The sequence below is a fragment of the Streptomyces manipurensis genome, assembly GCF_049570255.1.
GTDB lineage: Bacteria > Actinomycetota > Actinomycetes > Streptomycetales > Streptomycetaceae > Streptomyces > Streptomyces manipurensis.
On sequence record NZ_CP186950.1, the window covers coordinates 3,906,854 to 3,932,055 of the forward strand.

Sequence of the window (25,202 nt, forward strand, 5' to 3'; positions counted from 1 at the left end):
GCGACGCCGTGCGCCTGGGGCTGGCGAACGGGCCTGGCGCCCCCTGAGGGCGCTTGACGAGTAGGAGTCGAGCGCTATCAGTCTGGGTCTACGGAGCTCCGCCGCTGTTCTGCCTGAAGGCTGCGTACGCCTGGCCGATCGCATGGAGCTTCCCGGTGAACAGAGCACCGAGGAAAGCGGCGAGGCCGAACACGGCGAAAGCAAGGGGGATGGCGGCCATCAGGTCCGCGCCGCCCATCGTCCCGACCGTGAATACGCCGAGCGCAGCAAGGCCCGCGCCGACGAAGACCTTTCGCACCCCGCGAAGGTCTGGCACCTCCGGTCCCGGCTCCGCTGGCAATGCCTCCGCGTCCAGCAAGGCCCCGTACGCGGACTGGGCCTGCCGGGTGGCCACGCTCAACGCCATCGCGCCGAGGGCACGTGCAGTGGCTTCCCGGTCCTCGACCAGCCCGCCGAGCTTGTCGGCGAACGCCGTCCGAACCTTCTGGCCGTGTTCTTTTAGACGGCCCCTGTCACCTGCATACCCGGGGATTCCGGCCGCCGACTTCGAGCTGTCCGTCACGGCCGTCATGAGCGCCGAAGTCTTCTCATGGGCGGTTGCGAGTGCCTCGGCACGCTGCCTCCCGACTGGGGCTCCCACCACGGCGGCGAGTGCCGGCAACACTTCAAGTGCTTCCGTCACGACTTCTTCGCCCTCTTCGGCGTACCCCTTCACCATCTTGCGCCAGTGATCACTTATGCCACGCCAGCTGGACACGAGGAGGACGGTGCCCGCAAGCCCGACGCCGAAGAAGGCCAACTCCTTCTTTTCCTGGTGTGTAAGTCCGGCATCCGCTGCGGTGGCCGCTGCCGTCTTCTGTGCCGAGGGTGCCGTCTTGGCGGCTTTTGCCCGATTGTCCTTGTCGATGGACAGCCCCGCTGTCAACAGCATGAAGCCGAGGAATCCAATGACGAACGCTGCACCGATCGCGTTGCCCACGATGCCGCCGATCACCGTCGTGTACGACTTCCTGGGCGACCGGGGTGGCCGTGTGTAGACGGCCCGCATGTCGTCCCACGGCACGGGGCCGGTGTACCCAAGCTCGGTGGCGGCGATCCGTGCTCTGTCGATGCGTTCCTCGGCAGCTGTGGCGTAGCGGGCACGCAGGCGGTCACGGTAGCCGGGCTGGGGTATGGCCGTTGGCGGTATCGAAAGCGTGGGCGGGGCCTCAGTGGCGGTCGGCGCGGTCAAGGCCGTGGTCCTCTCTCTTCGGCATACCCGGGGACACGCCAGGTGCGGGCCGCCGGTTGCATTCGGATCCGTAGCGCCTAACGCTCAGCCCCCGCTGTGCACACCACTAAGGTATGGGCAGCAGGGGATCAAGGGGGCCGGCAGCGTGGGACCAGGGGCAGAGACGGCCGCCAAGCGGTTTCACAATGCCCTGCTGGGCCTTTACACGCAGGCCGGCAAGCCCGCCTACCCAGAGTTGGTGTCCCTGGGCAAAAGGCGGCACCCCCAGATCACGCTGAATAAGTCCTCCCTCGGCGATTGGCTCAGCGGTCACACGGTACCTGCCGACAGTAAAGCCTTTACCTGCCTCGTAGCCTGCCTACAGAAGATGGCAGTGGATCGAGGCCGAACGGTTGCCCCCATCCCATGGGAGGACCTTCGCGCAGCAGCACGCCGAGAGAAAGCCCTCAATAGGGTGCATCGAAAGCCTTCAAGTGCGACTTGGCATGCGGATGAGGTTCTACGAACAGAGGCCATCGGCGCACTGAGGCCAGTCGATGCACTTAGGTACGAGGTGCACGCGTCGTTCAAGGTCGATACAAGCGAGTCACACGCGTCGGACCTCACGGCCTATCTACCCCGACCAGTCACTCTCGACGGTCCACTGCGCGAGGCAATTGCTAGCGCCACCCAGTCCAATCAGCTAGTCATCCTCGTAGGGGGATCTTCCACGGGAAAGACGCGAGCATGCTGGGAAGCAGTGCATGCAGTCTTGCCGGATTGGAAGATATGGCACCCGCTTGCTCCCGATCGCCCCCAGGCTGTAATCGAAGCACTACGCAACAAGCACCTGAAGCCCTACAGCATTGTTTGGCTCAATGAAATGCAGCAATACCTGCTTCCGCAGCCAGACGGGCCGAAGGCGGCCGCTGCACTTCAAAACCTCCTAGCCGATATATCCGAGGGCCCGATCCTCCTACTCGGAACAATGTGGCCAGACTACTGGGAGCTTTTGGCCCCCGGAGCCGATGGCGAGGGTGGGCTGGAGCTTGCTGTAGCCAACGGAGCGGTTGGGCAGCTCCTGGAACAGGCCATCACGATCACCGTGCCGGAGGCCTTTACGCCGACAGAGCTGGACGCTGTTGCCCACCTGGTCAGAGAAGATCCCAGACTCGCTCTCGCGCGGCAGCGGGCCAGCAATGGGCAGATCACACAGTTCCTGGCAGGCGCACCCACTCTCTGGCGTCGCTACGAACAGGCGGATGCGCCCTCGCAAGCGATTCTCCACGCAGCCATTGATGCTCGACGCTTTGGGCATGGCCGTCTACTCACTGAGGGGTTCCTCAAGGAGGCCGCTTCCGGATACTGCAAAAACATCTGGGACAGCCTCTCGGATAATTGGTTCGAGCTCTCGCTGAATAAGCTCGCGAGGAATTACAGGCGACTCCCTGGGCCATTGATTCGATATAGGGTGCGACCCGACGAGCAGCCCGTCACCGGCGACTCCCTCTATTATCTCGCGGACTACCTAGAGGAAAAGGGTCGAATCGAACGTCAAAAGATTCCACCCGAACAGTCCCTCTGGGTTGCCTCGGCGCGATATTCGCTGCACCCTACGGACCTGATTCAGCTTGCCAGGTCTGCGCAAAAGCTGAAGAACGAACATTGTGTCGACCTCTATGTGCGAGCATCCGAGTGTGGAGACGCCGCAGGAATCCACTGGCTAATTCGTACCAAAATCGGTCGAAGGCGACTTGTGCGCGCGGAAACTTTGATTGATGACCACGCTCCTTCGGGGCGCCTCTTTGCAGAACTTTCCGCTGCGGCGTCTACTAGTGGTTTGGTTCTCGATGCAGAGCGTTTCGCCAAGAGGGCTTTTCTTCTTAGTGACCCAACTGGATTGCGTCGCCTTGCCTACGACTTCGCAGCCTCAGGCCAAGAAGAGACTGCAGAGCGCTTGTACAACTGGGGTGCCGCATCTAACGACATGGTCGCCATTAGCTGGCTTACGCGCCGCCGGCTAGCTCAGGGACGCCGCCAAGAGGCAAGGCGCTTTGCGGAAGCGGCACTCTCGCTCGGTTTCCCCGCGTCCCTGATGCAGGTGGCGCACGACTACCTATCGAGCGACGATGCCGCCGAAGCCGACCACCTCTATCGGAAGGTCGCTGAACTTGGCCACGTCGGCGCGCTCCGGCGGGAAGCTGAGGAAGTCTCACGCTATCGGCAACACAGGACGGCGCTCCACCTGTACCGGGTTGCAGCCCGAGCGGGCGACCCTCTTGCCCTTCAGTGGCTGTCGTGGCACCACGAAGGCAGAGGTGAGCATCTTCGTGCGGAGGAGCTGGCACACTCCGCGGCACGGCTCGGCAACGCTCATGCACTTCACGGCCTGGCCCACCTTCGGCTCGGCGCAGGCTGCCAGGACGAGGCCCGGCGGCTGAACCTCTTGGCGGCGAGCATGGGCGACACCAACGCCCGTGACTGGCTGGCCAGGAACTCGTCTTCCCCGTCCGATTCGGACGATACTCGGATGCCACTCCCATCCTCCTGACCTGCGTCGTTTAAGACGACGCAGGCCAGACCGATCGCCGGATACCCCTCGGACGAGGTTCCGTGCCTCCACGAAACAGGCCTCGGTCACGGGGCCTCTACGAAGGGGACGGCATGGAAAACCAGGCGAGCTACAAGCCGGCGACAGCACGATGGCATCGGATGGTCCGGCGCGTGGCACAGACCATCGGCTTCGGCCTCCTGCGGGGGGTAGCGACGGGCCTCGGCGCACTGCTCACTCCGCCGATCGCTGGGTGGCTCCATGGGTTTTGGGGTTGAGTCGGTGGGGGGCCTCACGAGCGCCCGACGGCCTGGCCGCCCGGGCCGCCGAGGTGCAGGCGTACGCGAACGCTGGCGTCGGCACGCTCGGCAAGTATCCCGGCGACCGGGGGCTCGGCGGCACGAGGAAAGTGTCGAGGAACACCAGCTACAGCTCCCGAAGCGCAGTCAGAACCTGCCCCAGTAGGAGTGGGGTCGTATGTCGACCACCAGATGATTCGCTGACACCGCACGAGGGCCGTGCCGGCACCTCGGCCCAGACGAACTTGCCAGGGTGTGGACGACGGGGGTGGTAGCCCCAGCGGGTGGCCATGGTGGCGGTGAGCAGGAGTCCGCGGCCACCCAGGGCGCTGTCACTGGGCGACTGGGGCGTGGGCGGGCGAGGGTCGTTGTCGCCGACCTGCAGGACGACGCCCGTCGGGGTCGGCCAGAGCCGCAGAAGGATCACGCCCGGAGCGGGCTGTGTGGCCTCTGGCGACCCCAGCGGACGTGCGTGCTCGATCGCGTTGGTGGCGAGCTCCGAGACGAGAAGGCGGGCCACTTCGGTGCCTTCGGCGGGGAAGTCCCAGCGGCGGAGTACGTCGACGGTGTGGCAGCGGGCCCAGAAGGCGGCGCTCGGGATGGCTGCGAGTGAGAGGTCGCTTACGAGAGGGACGGGCTGGCTCATGCGGGTGGCTTCCTCGGCGGCGTGGCCAGGTGGCAGGCGGTGTGCCGTGGCTGAGGAGGCGGCCCCCGGGCGGCGGGAGGGGTGCCTCCCAGGGGCTCGCCGGCTCTCGTGGGCTACTTCGTTGCGATCACGTAGACGCTGCCCCAGCGGCGCTTCGGGTTGGCCATGGCGGAGTCGAAGGTCCACGGCTCGGCGGTGGTGAAGCCGGCCTCGGTGAAGAGCTGGACGAGCTTCTCGTGGTCGTAGGCCCACAGGTGCTGGGTGTACGTGGGGTCGTCGTCCTGGTCGCGGAAGACGAGGTTGACGAGGTCGAGCTGGGTGTTGATGTCGTCGAGGCAGGTCCGCTTGGCGTACCAACGCTCGATCATCTCGGCGGAGGTGTCGAGGGAGCCGGGGTAGCGGCTGAGGGCGAAGGCGGCGTCGGGAACGCCCGTAATGATCTGGCCGCCGGGGACGAGGACGCGGTGGGCCTCGATGACGTACTGCTTGGCCGAGCGGGGGTAGTCGATGTGCTCCAGGAAGTGCTCGGAGAACAGCGTCTGGACGGTGTTGTCGTGCAGGGGGATGCCCTCGCGGACGTCCCACAGGAGGTCGGCCGGCGGGACGGCGTCGATATTGAAGAAGCCGTCGATCCGGTGGGCTCCGCCGCCGATCTGGACCTTGGCGGGCGTGTCGTCGATGCGGCCGTTGGGCCAGGCACGCCGGCTGGTGTGGTGGTAGCGGTGGAGTTCGATCTCGCGGGCGGCGGCGCGGAGGCCGCGGGCCAGCCCGTGGGTGGTGGCCGGGTCGCCGAGGAGGGAGGCGATCTGCTCGCCTAGGAGGTCGGCCGAGGGCATGCCGGAGGTGCTCATGACAGGACTCCTGATCATGAAGGGGGTGAGGTGAGGTGGTGCTGTGGGGGAGGTGGTGGGTTATGCGGCGCTGGGTGCCGGAGCGGTCCACTGCTTGTTGCGCATCAGCGTGTACTTGATGTCCACCAGGCGCGGGGCGATGGTGAGGGAGAGCTCCTCGGCCGGGTGGAGGTGGCCGGTGTCGTCCTGCTCGGCGCGCCAGATGCGGTAGGCCAGGTTGGGGTAGGCCGGGTTGATGCCGATCTCGCCCTTGGGCATCGTGCCGTTGAACGGGGCGACGATGTCCATGTGGTTCCAGTAGTTCCAGGCTTGCAGCGCCTTGTACTGGTCGAAGTAGAAGTAGAAGTCGGGATAGCGGCCGAAGGTGCGCAGTTCCCGGTGGATGAGGTGGCCCAGGAGCGGGCCGAGCTGGGTGGCGAGGGCGTCGAACTCCCAGCGGGTGTGGTGCCAGGCTTCGGGGACCTCGCCGGGGGTGAAGAGCCGCGCGGCCACGAGGTGGCTGATGCGGTCGACGAGGTACGTGGCGGCGTGCTCGGGGTCGATGGCGGGATCGACACGGCGGAGGAGCGCGGCCAGCTCGTCGGGCCGGGGGCGGAACTTCGCGAGGTCGAACTTGCCGGACAGGGCCGGGAAGGAGGCGAACAGCAGCTCTTTGTAGAGCCAGTTGTTCAGCTCCCCCAGTTCCGCCAGGCGGCGGGTGTGGCGCGAGGTGGAGTGGAGCATCAGGTACTCCGCCACGGTCTCGAAGTAGAGGTAGCCGAGGATCGGCAGGCGGGGGATCGTCTCGTCGAGCTGTTGGAGGAACGCCTTCGGGGCGATAACGGTGCCCTGGTAGGCCACGGTGGCGGCGGTGGCGAGGAAGGCGGCCGAGTTCTTGACGCGGGCCACGACGGTCTCGCGGAGCTGGTGCCGCTCGTTCTTGCTGAGCAGGTACTCGAGGTGGCTGTAGATCTGCAGATGGATGAGGCCCAGCCTGAGGTAGTCGATGCCGGCCAGCCCCCGGTACGACTCCGGCGGTGTGTCGATCTCGATGATCAGTGGGGTGGGCCTGCGGTCGGTGATGCCGAGCTTGGCCAGGAAGGCCGGCGCCTCTCTGGTCAGGACGTACGAGGCCAGGTTGTGCATGCGGAAGCCCTGCTCGGTGGGGGTGAGCGGTGCGCAGTAGATGCTTCCGACGAGGCAGCCGCCGGAGGGGTAGAGCATGCCCTCCTGGCTGATCTCCTCCAGTGCGTGGGTGACGTGGAGGAGGTGGAGCTTGCCTTCGCCGCTCAGGGCGTCGAAGAGGGCGTTGCGGCGCAGCAGCCGGCCGTTCGGGGTGCCCTCCGCAAGGCGCTGGTCCCATGCGGCGGCCTGGGCCGTGAGCGGGTCGACGGGATCGGCGGGGCTGGGGATCAGGCCGCTGCCGTAGAAGGCATGGGCATCGGCCCACAGGTGGTAGGCGTCCAGGAAGTCCATGGTCACACCAGCCCCGCCTCGGCCAGCGCGAAGCGGACGGCCTCAGGGCTGCTGGCCCCCGCCAGGTGGGCCTTCTCGGAGGTGAGGACCAGGTCGAAGGCCAGGCCGCGGTACCGGTCGAAGGCCGGCTCGCGGACGTGCCGGGCGTCCGGCCACCACGTGGCCTTCGGGAGCCGGTACCGGTCGAGGGCGTCGGCGGCCTTCAAGATGTCCGCCAGCGACTCCGCCTTCGCGTGGTCGTGCCAGTCGTCCGCAGTGAAGGCGTCGTACGGGACGTCGTGCAGGCGGACGGCGGTCGCCGCCTGCACGATCCGGCGGGGGGTGGCCATGAGGCCGAAGTGGCTCCACACGGTGTCTGCGTTCGCGGCGAGCCAGATGGCCGCCCGGGCGCCGTGCCCCTGGTCTTCCTTGTCGTGACGGCGCTGGCAGTCGTGGACGGCCGCGGCCACGACCACCGTGGCCGTGTTGGCGTCGTCGAGCTCGTGGCTGCCAGCGAGGACGGCAGCCAGCGCGGCCGTACGCATGCTGTGACGGACGCCGTGGATCGAGGTGTACAGACGAGGCGTCGCCATCCAGGCGGCCGGCAACGCGGACTGCTTCAGCAGACTCCGCGCAGCCGAAGCCAAGACCGGTTGCGCTGTCGGCGTGAGGTCGGGCCGGTTCTCATCGATCCACTCGACGGTGGCCCGGTCCATGTACTGGTGAAGCGGCAGCTGCCGACGGGCAGCCTGGTCGATCAGGGTTGCGGTTGCTGGGGTCGTGCTCATCTGTGCCCACCCCCTTGGTGGTCTCCGCGGTGACGTGCTCCTACCTGAGCGGCGCGGCCTCCTGCTCGCGCTCCTTGCGCTCCTGCTCGGCGGTCTCGAAGGCTGCGGTGAAGTCGGCCAGCTCCTGCTCGGTCATCAGCGTGACGCCCAGCTCCGCCGCCACATCCATGATCTTGGCCGTTGCCTCGTCGCGGGCGGCGTCCGAGGCGGCGTCGTCGAGCAGCAGCTCGAACTCGGCGTGGTAGCCCCACGCCTCGCTCCACTTGACCGCGATCTCGACGCCGTCGAACCGGTAGTTGTGCCGGAAGTTGAACGCCTTGTGCATGGCGGCCTCGAAGCCGAGGCCGTTGAACACCTTCACCGCGGCAGGCACGTCGGCGGGGGCGATCGCGAACTCCGTCTCCGCGAAGGCGGAGCCCTGTCCGATCTTGCTCCCCTTGAGGGTGACCTTGGCGGTGCCGGCGGTGGTGTTGTCGGTGACCTTCAGCAGCTGGTCGGGCAGCACGTAGAAGTAGATGTGCTTGTCGTCGTTGCCCAGGTCCTCGCCGTCCGCCTTGAGGCGGGCGACCAGCTGGTCGTGGGCGTCCTTGGGGAAGCGGGCCCGCATCTCGATCTCGATGGGCACGGGGTGGTGTCTCCTCGTTTCAGGCATGGCGAAGCCAGCCGGACCCTGGCGTGGGGCCCTGTCCGGTTGGCCAGGCGCTATGGAATTGGTGCTCGGAATGGGGGTGGGGCGAGCGGTGCGGCCGGGCCGGGGCCCCGCCGCACCGTTCGTGGAGCTCTGATGCGTCAGCCCAGGTCGCCGAAGCGGGCCTGGACCACACCGGAGTGCAGGTACGTGGGCAGCTGGACGCCACCCACCGACGGGCGGCTCGTGGCGACCTGCTCCTCCGTCTCGCTGGGGAAGCCCTCCAGGAGACGCAGGCACTGCTGGACCCACTCCCGGGACGCGGGCCAGTTGCCCAGGTCGCGGTGGCGTACTGCCAGGGCGTAGGAGGTCTCGGTCGCCGCCCAGCGGTCGCTCACCAGCTCACGCTGGAAGATCGACTCCAGCTCGTCGGTGGAGGCCAAGCGGGTCTGGTTGGTCATGGTGCCCTCTCAGATCAGACGGTCGTACCCCAGTGGTGTTCAACGCGTCGGCGTCCCACCGGTGACGCCGCACCCCGCCGTCAGTACGTGAAGATCTCGGCCAGCGTCTTGTAGTCCTGCAGCTCGTCCTTGTCGAACCACAGCTCCACCTCCTGCTTGGCCTCCTCCGCGTTGCCGGAGGCGTGCACGAGGTTGGCGACCGCCTTGCCGGAGGCGATGCTGGCCGCGGCGCTGTAGTGCGAGAGATCGCCTCGCACGGTGCCGGCGGGCGCCTGGTTCGGGTAGGTGCTTCCCACGATCTTGCGGACCGTGGCGATGGCGTCGTAGCCCTCCAGCACCAGGGCGATTACCGGCCCCTGCTGCATGAAAGTGGAGGTGACGTTGTAGACCTCCGCCCCGAGACGCTCTTCCAGGTCGAAGTAGTGGCGGCGAGTGAATTCGGCGTCCATCCACTTCATCTTCGTTCCGACGATCTTCAGCGCGGCGTCCTCGAATCGCGTGATGATCCTGCCTGCCAGGCCACGCGCCAGCGCATCGGGCTTCAGCAGGACGAGCGTGCGCTCCACGGTGTGTGCCTGATCCTCGGGCATTGTCTCCCTTTCGCCTTGCTGACAACCGGAGATGACGGGCAATCAGCCGTCACCTGCTGAGGTTACCGGCGTCGGCGAAGGGGCCAGGACGAGCAGCAGTGTCTCGTGTCGATCGGAGGTGGATGTGGCCTCTGCGGAGACTGGATCAAGGAATCGAATTCAGCCAACTTCCCTGTCCCTCCTATCCGAAGCGAGCGCACATCTAAAATCTCCCTGTGGTCGTCCGGCGCCTCTGCGCCTCTCGATAGGGCCCCGGATCCGGAACGTCGATCAGGTGATTCCTTGCCCTGGTGACTCTGATTCTTCCGGGGCGCGCGCCGCGCGACCATGAAGCGCCAGTGCACTTGGAGTGCACCTTCGGCACGCGGGTTCCTGCATCGAGAGCGGCGAGGACGAAGGGGCGGCGTGTGGAGGTCATCGAGCTCTGGAGCGGGCGGTACGCGTGCATCCTCCAGTCCGCGCTCAGGCTCACTAACGAGCAGTTCGCTGCCCAGCTCGGCATCGCCGTCCGAACCGTCGCGGCCTGGCACGCCGACCCCGCCGTCGTGCCGCGCAAGGAGATGCAGCAGCTCCTCGACGCAGCACACGAGCAGGCTCCGCGCACGGCCCGCCAGCGGTTCGACCTGCTGGTGGCGAATGAGCGCCGCCCTGAGGTGGCCGGTCCAGCTGGCGCCCAGGCTCTCCGGGTCGCCATCGCCGTCGTCGCTCGCGACGATCAGGTCCTGTTGGTGTGCCGGCGGCATGACGACACGTCCGGGATCACCTGGCAGTTCCCCGCTGGCGTGATCAAGCCGGGCGGCAAGGCCGAGACCACCACGGTGCGGGAAACCCTGGACGAGACAGGGGTCCACTGCGCCGTACGTGAGAACCTCGGCAGCCGCCTACACCCGGTGACCGGAGTGCTCTGCGACTACTTCCTATGCGAGTACCTGGCAGGCGAGGCAGCCAACGCCGACGCCGAGGAGAACGCGGACGTCATGTGGGTTCCGAAAAACTTCCTCACCCGATTCATCCCCGTCGATACGATCTTCCCACCCATCCTGGCAGTCCTGGAGGAGTAGACGTGACGCAGCAGAACGCTGAGGAGCGACCGGGCATCGCTGCAGCCATCGTGGTCCAAGAGGGACGCGTACTCATGGTGCGGCGCCGGGTCAGCGAGGGCCAGCTCTCCTGGCAGTTCCCTGCCGGTGAGGTCGAGCCCGGCGAGTCCCGCGAGGACGCCGCCGTTCGCGAAACCCAGGAGGAGACAGGCCTGACCGTGAAGGCCGTCAAGCTCCTCGGCGAACGGGTCCACCCGGCCACCGGCCGACTGATGTCCTACACCGCCTGCGAGGTGATCGGCGGCCACGCACACGTCGCGGACACCGAAGAACTGGCCGAGCTTGAATGGGTCACCCACGCAGAGATCCCGCAGTACGTCCCCTACGGCCTGTTCGAGCCGGTGCAAGAGCACCTCGATGCGGCCCTGCACCGCTGACGAAGGCCGTCGAGGTGAGTAGCGTCGCCAAGGACTGGCTGCTGCACTGAGACCGGCAGCAAGCAAGGAGGTGGAGAGACATGATCGAACGAGTCCGCGCCGTCCTCGTCACCGCTGACGACACGATGTTGGTCATCCGCCGCACCAAGCCCGGCATCCCTAAGTACTGGGTGCTTCCTGGCGGAGGCGTCGAGGCCAGCGACGAGTCCCGGGAGGCTGCCCTCCACCGGGAGATCCACGAGGAGATCGCTGGGAAGGCCGACATCGTCCGTCTCCTCCACACGATGGAGTCAGAAGAGGAGCGTCAGCTCTTCTATCTCGCCCGCATCGCGACCTGGTCCTTCGACGACCGCACCGGTCCCGAGTTCAGCGCCGAGGGTCGCAGCGAATACGCGCTGGAGGAGATCCCGCTGACCGCGGAAGGGCTCGACCGCATCGACCTCCAGCCCGAGGAGATCGCCCATGTCCTGCGGGGCGCTATCAGCGCCGGAGGCCTCGCAGGCGAGGCAACGCACTGAGCCTTCGACGCGTCAACACATCGCCAGGGCCGGCACTGAGATGAGCCGGCCCTGGTGGCCTGCCCCTCGTTGCTGGCCTCGCCCGCGGTTTCTGACACCGAGCGGCGGCCGCTACTGAACCAGCCGGAGCACCGGCCTCTGTTCCTGGACGCCCAGCAGGTCCCGCACCCTCTTGCTCGTCCAGGCCAGTTCATGAGCCAGTTGAGCGACAGAGAGTCCCGCTTCCTTCGCAGCCAGGTCGAAGGCCTGTCCGAGCAGCGAAGGCTGTTCACCCGGGAAGCTCGATACCGATTCCGCGGTGAACCCCGGCTGACCATCGAGAGCGCGTAGGCGCTGGTAGGTCCTGCTGGCCGTGGCGTCGGAGATCAGTCCCAGCTCGCGGCAGCGGTAGACGAGCGAGTGTAGGGAGACTCCCCAGACCCCTCGGAGCTCGGCCAGTCGTGCAAAATCCATTCGCCGTGGCAGGAGCGGCAGGATGCTGTCCTGAGGGGTCAGGAACTCGGCCGCGAAGGCGTCGGCCTCCTTTTCCTGGCGGCTGTCACCGGTGGCATCGCCGTGAAGCACCAGGTGGCCCAGTTCATGGGCGGCAGTGAACCGGTGCCGGTAGATGTCGTCGGCCCGGTTGGCCGTTAGTACGACGAGTGGACGCGCTGCCCGGGTGGAGAAAGCATCCACACTGGCAGCGGAAGGATCACTGGCAGGCGGCATGACCACCACGATCCCGTGGGATTCCATCCGCCTCACCAGATGCGTGACAGGTCCGTCACCGAGGCCCCAGCGCCTACGCAACTCGCGGGCGGCGGATGCGGGGTCGGTGGACAGCTCCTCGCCGGGGTGGACCTCGCCGCCGGCGAAACCGGGGAGATCGACCAGAGGCAACTGGATCCGCTGCTCCAGTGCGTACGTGAGCTCCCAGACTTGCTCGGCAAAGGCGAGCGCACGCTCCCGTTGGGACTTCGGAGTGCTGCGCAGGCTCCGAAAGTGCGCCATGGATGCGTCCAGCCGATTGGCGGGTCTTCCCAGCAGGAAGAACGTCGCAGGAACCCCGAGGATCTCGGCGAGCCGGGGGATCAAGTCAGGTCGTGGCTTCGACACCCCAGTCTCGTACTGACCCACCGCGGCAGGCGTCACCCCGAGCTGCGCCGCCACGTCCTTCTTCGTCATCTCCGCCAGCCGACGGGCTTGTGTCAGCCGGGTGGGATCGAAGGCGTCGGAGACAGCACGTGGCGTGGCGCCTCGTTCTTCCGTACCGGGAATGAGGTCTTGCTTAATGGGTCGCATCGTCTTCGCTGGTCTGGTCCTCGACAGGTTCTGCCTCGGTCTGCACGGGCACGTGCAGGGCCTGGTCCGAGGCGGTACGAGAGGACAGCGTAAGGGTGGGCTCGGTTCCGTCGGCGAAGCTGGTGTGTGCCGTGGTCGGGTTCGGAATGCTGACTGGCTGCAGCGTGTACGAGGTGACCGAGTGCGGCAGGTGGAGCGGCTCGGGATCGGTGGTCCATTCCAGCCGCCGGTTCATCCCGAGGGCCGCGATGCCCCAGTACGCCTCGAGGAGCTCTGAGGCGTTGCAGGCGAAGGGCACCAGGATCAACTGGGTGCCCTGCGGGACGGTCGCCAGAGCGCCGCGCGGTTCGGCGGTCGGAACGGTCGGCCCGAAGTCGAGGTCGAACGGGTCCTGGGTGTGCTTCGGAGCCGGGGCGAAGGTGAAGAGTTCCTGCACCAGCCGGGACTGGCTGGGGATGCGTGCGCTGCGTACGTCCGACTTCGTCTTGGAGTACCGGAACGGGTAGAGCAGCCCGTTGCCGATGAGCATCAGCTCGTAGGAGAACCCGAACGGCTGGATCGCGCGGGCGCCGGGGAGGCCCTTGAGTTCGTCCTGCAGTCGCTCGTACTGGTTCTCGTACCGGCTGGTGCCGTAGCTGCGTGTGGTGCGGGACGCCGTTTGCTCCTGTGCGGCCTGTGCGTTGGCCTGCATGTTGCGAAGGCCCTGCCCGACGGCGAGGCGTACAGCTGCTGCTTGGTTGCCGAACACGTCGGTCGTCCACGACGACGAAGGCATACTCATGCGGACGACTCCTCGGGTCGGACTACGCATCGAAGCATTCCAGTGCGCTGCTGACTTTAGTTGATGTCGAAGATTTTGCACAACTGCTTCGGTGTTCGGCGTGTTCGTCGCGCAGGGGTCGACTCGGCAACGTTCTCTTCGACGGCTACGGCGCAGCAACGGGGCCAAAACCGTGATGCGTTGGCCCCGTAGGGCTTCACTGGGGTGGGGTGTTCGCGCTCAGCGAGTGCGGCGCTGCTGGGTGGGTCGGGCTGACTGGGCTGGCGGCGGAGTGGGTGCCGGCTTCCTCGGGGCGGGTTGTAGCGGAAGGTTCGCGAGGCGGCGTAGGCGCCACACCAGTACTTCGCTGACGGACGTGGCGGTGCCCAGCTCCCTTTGGGCGGCCGCCTCGGCGAGTGCGGCAACTGCGTCACGACCGGCGCCTTCGGCGTCGGCGAGGCTGGCGGCGAGGGCAGGCCAGGCGGGCTCGGTGAGGATCTGCTCGGCCAGGTCCGGTAGTGCTTGGCGGACGAGTGCGGCCTGTCGCTGCTGGACCGTGACGGTCAGGCGCAGGCCGCGCTGGTGGATCACGGTCAGGGGCTGGATGGCGGCGGCCTCGTAGGTAGCGTGCAGGTGTTCGGCTGCTTGGCGGGCGGCTTCGGCTTGCTGGTCGTGGTGCCGGGTGTGGTGCCAGTGCTGGGCTGCGACGACGGCCAGGAGCACGGCGTCGAGGAGGATCGCGAGGAGTGCTCCGTCCTTGGGCGCGGGTTCACGCACAATCGCCTTGATGGCGCGCCGTGTGGCCTGGGCCTGCTGGTGGTGGGCGCGGATGCGGGAGCGGCTGGCCCGCTCGAATGCGGCCGCTGCCTGGGCCAGCTGGGGCCGGTGGCTGGCGGGGGCGATGAGGGGGAGGGCGTCGAGGGTCTCGGCGAGCACGGTGATGTGCGCCTGGCCCACGACGTCGTCGGCCTGCTCGAGAACATCGGGGATCCGTTCGACGCCATCGGTGACCTGCTGCCATGCCGTAAGCGGACGGCCAGAGTGCTGGCCCATGGGGGCGGGTTCGGTGGGTGCGAGGCGCTCGCTGATCTTGGGGTAGGACAGGTCGGGGCCGAGGGCGGAGCCTGAGAACCACACCGGCTCGCCCTTGGCGTTCGTGTCGCCGGGGAGGGCGACTTTGTAGCTGCGGATGTCGCCGGAGGGGAAGTGCTGGATGTCCACCAGCACGCCCGCGTTGCGGAGGATGGTGAAGAACTCCTCGGTGTCCGTGGCAGCGGCCACGGTCGTGCGGACGGTGGTGCGCAGCCTCTCCCTGGGCGTGGCGGTGTGCCCGGCGCGCAGGGCCTTCTCCTTCTCGGCGCGGGTGGGGCGTTTGGCGGCGGTGTGGTCGCCGCGTACGACCTGGCGCAGTCCGTACTGCTTCTCGATCGCGGCGCACTCTTTGTCGGCGCGCGGGTAGTCGTTCCAGTTACGGGGTGGGGTGAGGTCGCCGCGGACCTTGGTGGCGACGATGTGGATGTGATCGTCGGCGTGGCGGACCGCGACCCAGCGGCATGCGTCCGGGTCGCCGGCGGGAGCGATGCCGGTGGCGTTCAGGATCCGGCGGGCGATCGTCGCCCACTCGTCATCCGTCAGGATCCGGTCCTCGGGTGCGGCTCGGACCGAGCAGTGCCACACGTGGGCCTTGGGTGCGCGGTCGCCGGCCTGTTTCACGCGCAGGTCGAGGACGGTGGCGAGCTGGGCGAGGGTGGCGGTCTCGTCGCGGCCGGGGTCGGGGGCGAAGCCGTCCCAGGAGGCGACCAGGTGGGGGTCGGAGTGCTCGTTGGCGCGACCGGACCCGTAGAGGTAGCGCAGGACGCCGTGCGTGTTGGCGCCGGCCTTGCCGATGTTCGTGATCAATCAGGCCGCCGCCTTCGATGTGGCGGCGTTGTCCGACGCCACATCGATCGACGTGACGGCATCACGGGCCACGACCAGGACACGTCCTGCTTCCGCGAGGAGGGCTGTGTCCCCAAGCTGTGGATGGCCGCCGGAGTTCAGCTTGCGGGCGATCTGGTTGACGTTGGTGCCGATCCTGGCGACTTCGGTCCGCAGGGCGGCGAGCTCGTCGATCAGGTCATCGTGGGAGGTCCGTTGGCCAGGCAGCGCAAGGTCGCCGTTCAGGTGGGCCGCGACGATGGCGCCGATGAGGTGTGCGCCGGCCAGGTTCAGGCGGTGGGCCTCGGCGAGGATCGCCTGCTTCTCGGCGACGCTGTAGCGGACGTCGACGCGCTCCTTGCGCTGCACCCTTTTGCGGGCGCGACGGTGGGCGACCCGGTACAGCGCGGCCTCGTCGGCGGCCCGCACGACGACGGGCAGCCCGGGGTCGGCGGTACCGGCCGCTTCCTGCCCCGGTGCGCCCTCGCGCCGGGGTTCTACCTCCGCCACCCCCGGGGCGGAGGCTGCGTTGGACCGGCCCTTGGACGGTCCAACGCCATACCTTGCTGCCTGGTCTGGAGCCGAAGTGGTCTGCCCCTTCAGGCTGTTGTCGGCGGGGTTCGACGGGGTCGAGATCGCCGCCGAGGTGCTTGTGTGCTGAGTTTCGAAGGGCATGACGACTCCTGCGGGGTGAAGTATGAATTGGCTGCCTGACGGTCCCGAGGCGGGCGGCTGCTGGCAGGCGAGGGGGACTGTCCGGTCCCGGTCCCGGTCGGCAGGTGGGCGCGGTCCCCATGGAGGTCCGGCGAGGGGACCGCGCCAGGGGCGAGATGGGGACCGGCGGGTCGGGGCTATGTCCGACTGGGAGCGGGGACGTGGACCGGGACCGTGTCGGCGGTCTGGTCCGGGACCGTCAGGTTTCGGGGACCGGGTCGCGGCTGCCGTTGTCCGGGACAACAGCGCGTTGACCTGCGGTGATTATCGGTCATTGTCCGGTTGAGGTTTCGGTGGGGGACTGTGCGCGGTGCTCGATGAGGCGCTTCTGCAGTATCCCGAGGCGCTCGTTGCTTACGGTGTGGTCCGCTTCCTTGAGGGCCTTGCGCATGGTGCTCAGCGATGGCTTCCCGTCGAGCGTGGCCACGACGGCCAGGAGTTCGTCCTCCTCACCGGTTTTCGGTCGGCCGACCTTGCGTGTGGGTGCCAGCGGGGATTCCGGCTCTCGGGGACCGTCGGCGGCAGGCACGCGTGGGGCGTCGTGGTTCGGGGGATCCACCAGCTGCTGGAGTCCAGGGTCGGGGTGAGGTCCGCGGACCGGAGCGTCGTCCTGAGGGCGAGATGCGGCGACCGAAGTGGGTTGGCCTTCTCCGGTGTTGGGCGTGCACCGGTGTGCGTGTTCGGGGTCGACGAGGCGCTGGTGGATCTGGCGCATGAGGGCGCCGAAGGCGACAAGGGCGGCTGCCGGGGGTATCGCGGCGACCACGTAGTCCAGTGTCGGGACACTGCCGGTGCCGTGTGCGCCGCTCACGCCTGCGACGTTCAGGGCGATCGAGCCGAGGGAGCCGGCGGCGGTCAGCACGATGGCCCACCAGTCCGTGGTCCGGCGCAGGCCGGCCCGCAGCATCAGTAGCTCGCCGGAGACGATGAACGCGTCGAGCGTGGCGGGCCATGCCCACTTCCTGGCAGGCGAGGCGTCCAGGCCGTGTTGTCCGGCGACCTCGGCGAGGTGGGCGTAGGAGAGCCAGAACCCTGTGGCGGTCAGGGCGACAATCACGCATCCGGCGACGGCCAGCACGTACTGGTCGGCGGTACGGCTGCCGGATGCGGGGGCGGCAGGTGCGGGCAAAGCGGGTGCACTCCATGGGTGGGAAGGCGGCGGCCGACTGGGGCCGCCGTGGATGGGTGGGAACTCGTCCCACTCGTCTCGTGCCTGGTCAGGGCAGGTACGGGTGACGTGGGGATACGGGTTGGACTCGTCCCGGTCCGGCGACCGGTACCCGTGCTGACCTCGTCCGGTACGAGTGGGACGGGTCAACGAGCGTCCGGCGCGGCAGCGGGTCCTCAGGCGCAGGGCGGCTTGGCGTAGGCGCTGGTACGGATTGATCCGTCCCGACCTCGCGAGCCGTACCCGCCCTGACCTGCACTGATACGAGTGGGACGGGTCTATGCGGATCAAGCCCCGGGGCCCGGAGCGACGCCGTGCGGCCATAACGGCCGTCTGCGCGCTGCGACCCTTGTCGCCCTGGGACGGGTGGGACGAGTGGGGACGGTCAGGTCCCGGAGGGCTCCGATGGGGTTTCCGGCGGGCAGTACCGGTCCCAGGCGTCGGTGAACTGGGCGCGGGTGAAGCCCTTGGCCTGGGTTCCCTCGGGGAAGCGGCGCGTGGAGGAGCCGATGTCGTAGGGCTTCAGCAGCACCTGCAGACGACGCGGGCCCAGGCCCTTGGCGCCGTCGTCGGCCCACGGCGCTTCCTCGTCGCGGTTGAGCATGGCGAGGATCGTCCTGGTGGGCAGGGCAGCCGGATTGCCGCAGGTGGCGAAGACGCGGCGGATGTCGACCAGGATGCGGGTGTGCAGGGAGTTGTCCTGATCGCGGGCCGCCTCGTGTGCGGTCATCACCCGGCATGCGGTGCGGGCCCGCTCAGGCCAGTCCCCTCCGGCGAGGTCCGCGACGATGACCAGCGCCTCCCAAGTGTCCGCAGCCCGGTCCTCCACCGGCATGGAAACGGGCATGAGCCCGGTGGCCTCCTTCCCGCGCGGGCGCAGCCACGCGGCGAGGCGGTTGCGTACGGCGTGCAGGGCGGGGGTGTCGCGGAAGGCGCGGAACTCCGAGACGGTCTCGCCGTTCCTGCGACGCCGCATCCGCATGACCACGGACCGGTCCATGATCGTGTCGGGCAGATCGCCGATGCCGGCGAGGGCGGCCATCGCGAAGGTGTGGAAGCGCACCACCTCGTGGTTCGGTCCGGCGACGCGCAGCGTGTAACGGCTCTTCTGGAAGCCTGCGTTGAGCAGGCCTCGAAGCTCCTCGTTCTTTTCCGCGACCTTCGCCGAGCCGAAGATCGTGTCGACCTCGTCCACCAGTAGGGTCGGCGGATCCGACTCGCCGATCGACCGGAAGATCGCCGCAGCCGAGGCGTTCACGGTGATCAGCGGATCGTGGACGGTCTCGGTGATCACGTCCAGGAGGCGCGACTTGCCGCACCGCTTCGCCGGACCCACCACTGCCAGGCGAGGCGCGTGCTGCCAGACCGTCTGCAGGTGCGTGGCTGCCACCCACAGGGTCACGGCAGTGAGCGCCTCGGGGCTCGGCAGCACCACGTACTGCTGGATCTGCGCGGCCAGGTCGACCAGCGCCTGGTCTCCTTGCGAACGGGGGCCGATCGGCGTGGAGCCGGGCTGGGAGGGGGAGGTCTGCGGCTCGGCTACTGCGTCCTCCTGGGCCGTGCGGACGGCATCAGGCTGGCCAGGGACCGCCACCGGCGGCCAGAGCGCCTTCGTGGGCGCGGCGGCGGGGTCGGGGGTGTTGGGCATCAAGGGGGCGGCTCCTTTGCTGGCGGCCGGGTCGGCGGCCGCCTCTCGGAAATTGGGCGGGAAATCCGGCTGGGCCGGGGTGCGTGGACAAGACAGCCACACCCCAGGTCCAAAAGTCCAGGGATTGCTCTAACACTCCTGAAAACTTTTTCGGCCCCATAACCGTAGACCCGGAATCCCGGTCGCCGAAATCGCCGCCGATGGTCGGTGCATCGCTCACGGCAGACAGGGAAAGGGTTCCCCAAGGTCCGCAGCGGAAGCTACAACACAGCAATGCCACCGCGATCTCTTGAAATCGGACCCGCAGGCCGCGCCGCCGACCAGGCAATCGAGCGCACCCGTGTCGCCCTCGGCTACTCCCAGCGCCAGCTCGCCGCCCGCGTCCGCGCCCTCGGCCGGCCCATGACCTTCACCGCGCTCTCGCACCTGGAACGCACCGTCCGGCGCTGCGATGTCGACGATCTCGTCGCCATCGCCGCCGCCCTCGGAACCCCGCCCCAGACCCTCCTCGGGAACCTGCCTGCGGCCGGAGTGGGCGAAATATAGCCGACGATCCCCGGTTTCCCAAACCGGGGATTCTCCAGACCATTGGTGTTCCCGGTACGCCTGTCGTCCCGTTCCTAGCCACACCCCTGCCCATTTCACGAGAGGACACTCTTGCGTCGATCGTCGATAACCCCTGCCCGAAAAATCCTCGCCGCCGATGGAGCGGGCGGGAAGAGTCGGACATCAATTGCCGAGGAATTCAGTGCCGTGAAGGAGGTGACGACAAACGACCGTCTGCTCACGGTCGAAGAAGCCGCAGAGCGCCTGGGTACCGGCGTGCGCTTTATCCGCCGCCTCATCGCCGAGCGGCGCATCCGCTACGTCAAGCTCGGCAAGCACGTCCGCATCGCTGACAGCGTGCTGGCCGCCTACATCGCCGAGCGGACCGTCGGGCCCGTCCGCGCCGGCTATGGGCTGGTGGTCTGAGTGGCGCGCTCCCGCAGAAGGGCCCCGCGCCGCAGCTTCGGCGCGATCCGCACCCTCCCCTCGGGCCGCTACCAAGCCCGCTACCCCGGCACGGACGGCGTGCTGCGACCCGCCCCGCAGACGTACGAGAGCAAGCGGGAAGCGGAGCTGTTCCTCGCCCAGATTCAGGCCGACCAGGCCCGTGGCGACTGGATCGACCCGACCGCCGGCGAGGTGCTGTTCGCCGAGTACGCCCTGCGTTGGATCGAGGAGCGGGGCATCGCGGCCACCACCGAGGAGCTGTACCGACGGCTCCTGCGCCTCCACCTGGAGCCGTCCTTCGGAGAGGCGTACGTCAACGCCATCAGCCCCGCCAAGGTCAGGACCTGGCGCGCGGAACGGCTGAAGGCGACTGGCAAGACCACGACGGCCAAGTCCTACCGGCTGTTGAAGGCGATCATGCAGACGGCGGTCGAGGACGAGCTGATCCGGCGCAACCCGTGTTCGATCCGCGGTGCGGGGCGCGAAGACGCCGACGAACGGCCCGTGGCCACCGTCGAGCAGGTCTTCGCGCTCGCCGAGGCCATCGGGATCCGCTGGCGGCTGATGGTCCTGCTGGGGGCCTTCGCCTCCATGCGGCCGGAGGAACTGGCCGAGTTGCGACGCGCCGACGTCGATCTCGACGCGGGCTCGGTTCGCGTACGCAGGGCCGCCCCGGAGCTGAACACGGGCCGCAGGGTGATCGGGGATCCCAAGTCCCGTGCGGGCAAGCGGGAGATCATGCTGCCCAGCTTCGTCCTCCTGGACGTCCGCCGGCATCTGGAGTGGTTCGCGCAGGACGGACCCGAGGGTCTCGTCTTCGTGGGGGAGAAGGGCGCACCCCTGCGAGGTACGTCCTTCGGCCGCAAGTGGCGCAAGGCCCGCGATGCGGTCGCCATGCCGAAGGAGTTCCGCTTCTACGACCTGCGCCACACCGGAAACACCCTCGCCGCCGACACTGGCGCCAAGCTGAAGGACCTCATGGTCCGTGCGGGCCAGTCCTCGGAGCGGGCCCAGCTGATCTATCAGCACTCCACCAAGGAGCACCAGCGCAGGCTCGCCGCCGACATCGATGCCACCGTCCGCAGCGAGAGAGCGAGAGGGGCTATTGGAGGAGCCGGGAGCGTTGCCTCGAACAGGTCGCCTTTGTCTGCCAAGCCGCCTCCTTCGGATCTTGCCGGTTGAGCGTGCCTTGTCCCGGCACTGAGCAAAGGAGCGAGACTCACGATTGCTGGGCGTGCCTACGTGCCTCGCCAAGGCGGCGAGATGCGATGCCGGATGGCGCGGGACAAGCAGGGGATCCAGAGGAGCTCGCCAAGTTCCGGCGGATATCCACCCCGAGGCCTGGCCAGGTCACCGCGCCTTTTCCACAGCCATGCGGGCGAGGAGCTTGACCACGGGTAGGTCGGCGGCCACCGCGTCCACGCTGGGCCCGAGGTCGTTCAGGATCAGGTCTTGCTTCCCGTGGCCCAGCCCGTTGCGGAGAGCGTAGAGGTGTTTGGGGGCGTCGATCGCTGCGGTCCGGAGCGCTTCGATCCCTCCAAGTGCCCGTTCTCGGAGGGTCTCGAACACGTCGATCGGGTCCTCGGTCTTGTTCAGCGGGAAGTCTGACTTGAACGTCTGCAAGGATCCTTCTCTGAACTACGCGTCCTGCGCCGCTCTTGCCCGTGAGCTAATGGCCTTTCAGACGCAGCACGGGCAAGTCCCAGAGACCTTCGTGGATGTCACCGAGGAGATCCGGCGGGATGCTCTCGCCTCGGCTGGCTAGGTTCTGTCACGTCCCCGCCGGCGGCGCGGTCGGGTGAACGTAGTCGTCGAGTGACTTGGCCTGTGGGGGCATGTAGCCCGGCGGGCACCAGGCAGCCTGATACGGGCGTTCCCAGCCGAGAGGCAGCTCCGGCGTGAGATTGCCCTTGATCTCGGGCGGGTTCCGCAAGGTGAAGTAGCGCTTCAGGACGTCGCCCACGGTGTTCAGTGCGGTGTCCAGGTCGACCCACGGCAAGGTGATCTTTTCGTGCTTGTGGTCTCTGTGGGCGACGATCTTGTTGGTGTAGTGCCGGGTCGTCTTCGCTGCGTCCCGCAGCCTGTCGACGTCCTTCTGGACCTTGTCACGATCGATCTCCGGAGACTGCCCGGAGGCAGCGAACTCGTCGAACTTCGACTTCTGGATGCTCTTGGCCGCGGCGGGGATTGCGGGGTGTGCCTCCACGCTGGCGTCGAACCTGCTGCGGTTCGCCATCTCGGGGAACTTGATCAGTTCCTGCAGGCAGTTCTGCAGGCTGGAGGTGCTGGTGTCGGCGTCGCATTCGCGCCGGATGCCTGTGCACTGCGTGGTGACGTAGAGGTTGATGTGCCAGTTCAGGGTGAGGGTGTTGAGCTCGATGGCGTCGGCGTTCTTCTCCCACATCTCGGTGATCGAGAGCCAGATGTGGCGGTTGAGGAACAGCGTGCGAATGTCGCGTTCCGCGGCGTCGAAGCGCTCGCACCAGCGCGCCCAGCGTTCATCCAGGTCCATGTTCATGGCCGGAGGTTAGCCCCGCGATCAGGCCGCCGGCGTTGACGTGCAGAAGGTCGACCGTCCGGGCCTGGCCCCGGGATTCCGGGGCCAGGTGAAGGGCGGGCTGCTGGGGTTCGAGCTGTCTCAAGACTCGATGATGCTGTTGAGGAACATGACGGTTCCGGCGAAGGAGACCACTGCAGTACCGGCAGCGACGCCGGGATCGAAGCGCCAGGTCCAGATGCCGGCCGCAGCCGCGACGATCACGCCGCCGAAGAGGATGAGGGCGGCTCGCAGGGACACGATCGGCCCACCAGGTGTGGTCACGCGGCGGCTCCCGGGTTCTGCCCGGGGGCCGGCCGCATCCAGTCCACGAGGTCGTACTTGTGGACTCGGGTGTATCCCAGCGGGGAGAGTGGCTCCGACCTGAAGGTCTCCTCGCGCGCCACCAGGCCGAGGGCGAGGATCTGCTGCAGGCCCCGCTCGGTGGTGTCCGCGGACCAGCCGTACCAGTCCGGCGCCTTCTCCGCGGGGAAGTCCTTCCACGGCTTCTCGCGGGCGACGGCGAGAAGCATCGCCAACCCCGGCAGGTCGACCTTCTGGTCGAAGCCCTCGTCCCAGAAGGCGTGGGGCAGCTTCAGGAAGCGCTCGGCTTCCGAGGCGCCCTTGGGTCGGGTGTAGGGCTCCCCGCTGCCGTCCTCCCGCAGCAGGGTCACCGAGATGTACTGGCTCCCGCGAGCCCGGTCGACGGTGAGGAGACGGCGGGCCTCAAGCCACTCGAAGGTGCGGGTGACCGCGGTGCCCGGCGACTTGTTCGAGTCCGGGATGCCGATCAGGCGGGCCCATGCCGCGCTGTGCAGCCGGGTGGGCTGCCCGTCGTCGGCGTAGGAGGCCAGCGTCATCAAGTAGGCATCCAGGCCGCGCCTGTTGCGCTTGACGATGAAGTCCTTGAGGGGCGCGTGCCGGCACTCCTTGCCCCGCTCCGCCTGGACGAAGGTCTTCCTGATCGGCACGAAGGTCCGCTTCACCCGCTTGAACAGCGCCAGTCGGGCGTCGCGGGTGTTGGTCTTCGGAGGCACGGTTGCCTCTTCCGGGTTCGTATCTTCCATGTCGTCAGGTATAGCGATGTCAGCCCTCGATCCTCAACTGACTTGGTCGGACGTGTCCGTACTCGCCAGCGGGTATATGAGAGAGCCTGATAGTTCCGGATGCGAGTTACCTGGAAGAACCTGTGAGTGAGTCATAGTTACGTGGGGGTGGCCGTGACACGACAGCGGGCGAATGCGCATGGCGTGGCATCGCCTCCGGCGGCAGGTCGAGCCGCAGGGGCACCCGCTTCACCGGCAGCATCAATGTGTGACGCAAGTCACTTCGCCCTCGGGGGTCTCGCGGATCACGCGGTGGGGCTCCCCGCGCCGCCGGGGCGGACGGCCGTCTTGCCGAAGGCGGGCATGCCGAGGTCGACCACCGCCGTCCTGCGGGCCTCTTCCGCGTCGAGCTGGGAGTTTGCCGTCGGCGCCCGAGAGGCTGATCTGGAGCCCTTCCAGTTCGCCGAGCCAGCTCTCCCGTTCCGCCTCCGCGATGCGGTCGAGGAGGTTGTCCCGGATCTCGACCAGTCGCTGCCGCTGGGAGCCAGCTGTAGAACAGCGAGCCGGTCCTGGCGGACGACTTGCAGTTCTTCTGTGCGTCGCGGAACTCCAGGCAATCGCCGACCGTGATCTCGCGGACGGTGCCGCCTTTGGCGGCGAGGATGCGGGCGATGGCGCCCCGGGCGTCGCAGCCGGGACGCGAATCCCAGACTTCAGGGCCGGCGGCCGCGGCGAGCTCGGCGTACCCGCTCGGGTCGCGGAGTTCGGCCATCATCTCGCGCAGCCGCCGGGACCGGCGCGCGATCAGCCAGTCCAGGTCCGGCCTGATCACGTCCAGACTGAGGAGGGTGAGCATCCCCGCCAAGAGCTCCTGCTTCCGGCTGACCCGGCTCATCCCGGTCCGGCTCCACCCGGTGATCTCGTCCAGCCAGCCCGAGCCGGCCTGCTGCCGCGGTGCTGGGCGGGTCAGCCAGCGGTCTTGCCAGGTGGCGCCGGGGAACGTCTTCACAGTGTGTCCCGCCCACCGTCGCCCCCTGCCCCGTCAACGCGGAGCACTTCGGGGTTCAAGAGGTCCAGTGGGACGGCAACCGCCGTCTCATACGCGTCCGCCTGCTGCGCTACAAGTTCACAGCGCGATGGACCACTCGTCATGGCGCCCTCCCCCGGACCGTCTGCCGTGCAGAGGCGGCGTCAGGGGGTGAATGCGCATCCCGTGGCAGGGCCGCGTCGTGGGCTGTTCGCGGAAGGCCCTCCATCTGACGCCCCGTTAGAGCCGTTATGGCACGCGAATGGCACGCGGGCCCAGATGGGTCTAGACAACAAACAAGCCCCAGGTCTCTGACCTGGGGCTTTGCTATGGAGCGGATGACGGGAATCGAACCCGCGCTATAAGCTTGGGAAGCTCATGTTCTACCATTAAACTACATCCGCGCAGGGGATCAGCTGCCTGAATCCCTACCGTGGCACACTCTACCTCATGATCGACCCCCGGTGCATGCGTCGCGGGGTCGTCGTCGTGTGGGGTGTGCACCGAGGCGTGTGGGGGCGGGAGTTGGGGCGTACCGTGTGATGCGGAGCGGCGGCTGGAGCGAGTCGGGCTCATCCCCTAATGTGGCGATTCGTCGCAGTACGGTTCGTGGGGAAAGGGACTCGATGGAGCACACCGTCGTCCGTTGTGCCGAAGGG

General features: G+C 67.7%; 25 protein-coding genes and 1 tRNA gene. 7 read left to right on the forward strand and 19 right to left on the reverse strand.

Annotation, left to right across the window (positions count from 1 at the left end; all coding sequences use genetic code 11):
- Positions 1–88 precede the first annotated feature (88 nt).
- Positions 89–1,231, reverse strand: a complete 1,143-nt coding sequence (locus tag ACPU2J_RS18085) for a hypothetical protein (RefSeq protein WP_423833612.1) — start codon at positions 1,229–1,231, stop codon at positions 89–91.
- 739 nt (positions 1,232–1,970) lie between these two features.
- Here ACPU2J_RS18085 and ACPU2J_RS18090 point away from each other — a divergent pair.
- Positions 1,971–3,761, forward strand: a complete 1,791-nt coding sequence (locus tag ACPU2J_RS18090; protein WP_423833613.1) for a hypothetical protein — start codon at positions 1,971–1,973, stop codon at positions 3,759–3,761.
- 426 nt (positions 3,762–4,187) lie between these two features.
- Here ACPU2J_RS18090 and ACPU2J_RS18095 read toward each other — a convergent pair whose 3' ends face one another.
- The 7 genes from ACPU2J_RS18095 to ACPU2J_RS18125 all read right to left on the reverse strand — a co-directional run bounded on the left by ACPU2J_RS18095 (position 4,188) and on the right by ACPU2J_RS18125 (position 9,458).
- Positions 4,188–4,706, reverse strand: coding sequence for an ATP-binding protein (locus tag ACPU2J_RS18095; RefSeq protein WP_423833614.1), 519 nt, complete (start codon positions 4,704–4,706; stop codon positions 4,188–4,190).
- Positions 4,707–4,819: 113 nt separating this feature from the next.
- Positions 4,820–5,557, reverse strand: coding sequence for a class I SAM-dependent methyltransferase (locus tag ACPU2J_RS18100; RefSeq protein WP_423833615.1), 738 nt, complete (start codon positions 5,555–5,557; stop codon positions 4,820–4,822).
- A gap of 60 nt (positions 5,558–5,617) precedes the next feature.
- Entirely contained in the window at positions 5,618–7,012 is a 1,395-nt protein-coding gene (locus ACPU2J_RS18105; protein ID WP_423834980.1) for a hypothetical protein, read from the reverse strand.
- A 2-nt stretch (positions 7,013–7,014) separates the two neighbouring features.
- Positions 7,015–7,779, reverse strand: coding sequence for a hypothetical protein (locus ACPU2J_RS18110; protein WP_423833616.1), 765 nt, complete (start codon positions 7,777–7,779; stop codon positions 7,015–7,017).
- A 40-nt stretch (positions 7,780–7,819) separates the two neighbouring features.
- On the reverse strand, positions 7,820–8,404 hold the full coding sequence (locus ACPU2J_RS18115) for a CYTH domain-containing protein (RefSeq protein WP_423833617.1): 585 nt from the start codon (positions 8,402–8,404) through the stop codon (positions 7,820–7,822).
- 164 nt (positions 8,405–8,568) lie between these two features.
- The gene (locus ACPU2J_RS18120) at positions 8,569–8,868 is read right to left on the reverse strand and encodes a hypothetical protein (RefSeq protein WP_423833618.1); all 300 of its coding nucleotides are present in this window, start codon (positions 8,866–8,868) and stop codon (positions 8,569–8,571) included.
- Positions 8,869–8,948: 80 nt separating this feature from the next.
- A complete protein-coding gene (locus tag ACPU2J_RS18125; RefSeq protein WP_423833619.1) occupies positions 8,949–9,458 on the reverse strand; it encodes a nucleoside-diphosphate kinase in 510 nt (169 codons plus the stop codon).
- 407 nt (positions 9,459–9,865) lie between these two features.
- Here ACPU2J_RS18125 and ACPU2J_RS18130 point away from each other — a divergent pair, with 407 nt between their 5' ends.
- From ACPU2J_RS18130 to ACPU2J_RS18140, 3 genes are all read left to right on the forward strand, one after another.
- Entirely contained in the window at positions 9,866–10,519 is a 654-nt protein-coding gene (locus tag ACPU2J_RS18130) for an NUDIX hydrolase (RefSeq protein WP_423833620.1), read from the forward strand.
- 2 nt (positions 10,520–10,521) lie between these two features.
- Positions 10,522–10,935, forward strand: a complete 414-nt coding sequence (locus ACPU2J_RS18135; RefSeq protein WP_423833621.1) for an NUDIX hydrolase — start codon at positions 10,522–10,524, stop codon at positions 10,933–10,935.
- 80 nt (positions 10,936–11,015) lie between these two features.
- Entirely contained in the window at positions 11,016–11,453 is a 438-nt protein-coding gene (locus tag ACPU2J_RS18140; RefSeq protein WP_423833622.1) for an NUDIX hydrolase, read from the forward strand.
- A 111-nt stretch (positions 11,454–11,564) separates the two neighbouring features.
- Here ACPU2J_RS18140 and ACPU2J_RS18145 read toward each other — a convergent pair whose 3' ends face one another.
- The 6 genes from ACPU2J_RS18145 to ACPU2J_RS18170 all read right to left on the reverse strand — a co-directional run bounded on the left by ACPU2J_RS18145 (position 11,565) and on the right by ACPU2J_RS18170 (position 18,941).
- Entirely contained in the window at positions 11,565–12,734 is a 1,170-nt protein-coding gene (locus ACPU2J_RS18145; RefSeq protein WP_423833623.1) for a helix-turn-helix domain-containing protein, read from the reverse strand.
- The gene (locus tag ACPU2J_RS18150; RefSeq protein WP_423833624.1) at positions 12,721–13,515 is read right to left on the reverse strand and encodes a hypothetical protein; all 795 of its coding nucleotides are present in this window, start codon (positions 13,513–13,515) and stop codon (positions 12,721–12,723) included. Before ACPU2J_RS18150 ends, ACPU2J_RS18145 begins: the two co-directional genes overlap by 14 nt.
- 219 nt (positions 13,516–13,734) lie before the next feature.
- Entirely contained in the window at positions 13,735–15,393 is a 1,659-nt protein-coding gene (locus ACPU2J_RS18155) for a relaxase/mobilization nuclease domain-containing protein (RefSeq protein ID WP_423833625.1), read from the reverse strand.
- Complete coding sequence (gene mobC, locus ACPU2J_RS18160; RefSeq protein ID WP_423833626.1) at positions 15,394–16,086, reverse strand: plasmid mobilization relaxosome protein MobC; 693 nt, start codon at positions 16,084–16,086, stop codon at positions 15,394–15,396. It abuts the gene before it with no gap.
- 310 nt (positions 16,087–16,396) lie between these two features.
- Positions 16,397–17,254 (reverse strand): DUF2637 domain-containing protein, encoded by an 858-nt coding sequence (locus tag ACPU2J_RS18165; RefSeq protein ID WP_423833627.1) that lies wholly within the window; start codon positions 17,252–17,254, stop codon positions 16,397–16,399.
- Positions 17,255–17,678: 424 nt separating this feature from the next.
- Complete coding sequence (locus ACPU2J_RS18170; RefSeq protein ID WP_423833628.1) at positions 17,679–18,941, reverse strand: DUF3631 domain-containing protein; 1,263 nt, start codon at positions 18,939–18,941, stop codon at positions 17,679–17,681.
- A 273-nt stretch (positions 18,942–19,214) separates the two neighbouring features.
- Between ACPU2J_RS18170 and ACPU2J_RS18175 the strand changes: the two genes are divergently transcribed.
- The 3 genes from ACPU2J_RS18175 to ACPU2J_RS18185 all read left to right on the forward strand — a co-directional run bounded on the left by ACPU2J_RS18175 (position 19,215) and on the right by ACPU2J_RS18185 (position 21,116).
- Positions 19,215–19,487: a helix-turn-helix domain-containing protein gene (locus tag ACPU2J_RS18175; RefSeq protein WP_423833629.1), complete on the forward strand. Its 273-nt coding sequence runs from the start codon at positions 19,215–19,217 to the stop codon at positions 19,485–19,487.
- Between the two features lie 216 nt (positions 19,488–19,703).
- On the forward strand, positions 19,704–19,913 hold the full coding sequence (locus ACPU2J_RS18180; RefSeq protein ID WP_423834981.1) for an excisionase family DNA-binding protein: 210 nt from the start codon (positions 19,704–19,706) through the stop codon (positions 19,911–19,913).
- Positions 19,914–21,116: a tyrosine-type recombinase/integrase gene (locus ACPU2J_RS18185; protein WP_423833630.1), complete on the forward strand. Its 1,203-nt coding sequence runs from the start codon at positions 19,914–19,916 to the stop codon at positions 21,114–21,116.
- Between the two features lie 168 nt (positions 21,117–21,284).
- Here ACPU2J_RS18185 and ACPU2J_RS18190 read toward each other — a convergent pair whose 3' ends face one another.
- From ACPU2J_RS18190 to ACPU2J_RS18210, 5 genes are all read right to left on the reverse strand, one after another.
- Positions 21,285–21,557 carry a hypothetical protein gene (locus tag ACPU2J_RS18190; RefSeq protein ID WP_423833631.1) on the reverse strand — a complete coding sequence of 91 codons (273 nt, stop codon included), beginning with the start codon at positions 21,555–21,557 and terminating at the stop codon, positions 21,285–21,287.
- Between the two features lie 148 nt (positions 21,558–21,705).
- Positions 21,706–22,452: a hypothetical protein gene (locus ACPU2J_RS18195; protein ID WP_382589186.1), complete on the reverse strand. Its 747-nt coding sequence runs from the start codon at positions 22,450–22,452 to the stop codon at positions 21,706–21,708.
- Positions 22,453–22,572: 120 nt separating this feature from the next.
- Positions 22,573–22,755, reverse strand: a complete 183-nt coding sequence (locus ACPU2J_RS18200; RefSeq protein ID WP_365603901.1) for a hypothetical protein — start codon at positions 22,753–22,755, stop codon at positions 22,573–22,575.
- Complete coding sequence (locus ACPU2J_RS18205) at positions 22,752–23,537, reverse strand: hypothetical protein (RefSeq protein ID WP_382589189.1); 786 nt, start codon at positions 23,535–23,537, stop codon at positions 22,752–22,754. Before ACPU2J_RS18205 ends, ACPU2J_RS18200 begins: the two co-directional genes overlap by 4 nt.
- Before the next feature lie 1,336 nt (positions 23,538–24,873).
- Positions 24,874–24,947, reverse strand: a tRNA-Gly gene (locus ACPU2J_RS18210).
- Positions 24,948–25,202 lie beyond the last annotated feature (255 nt).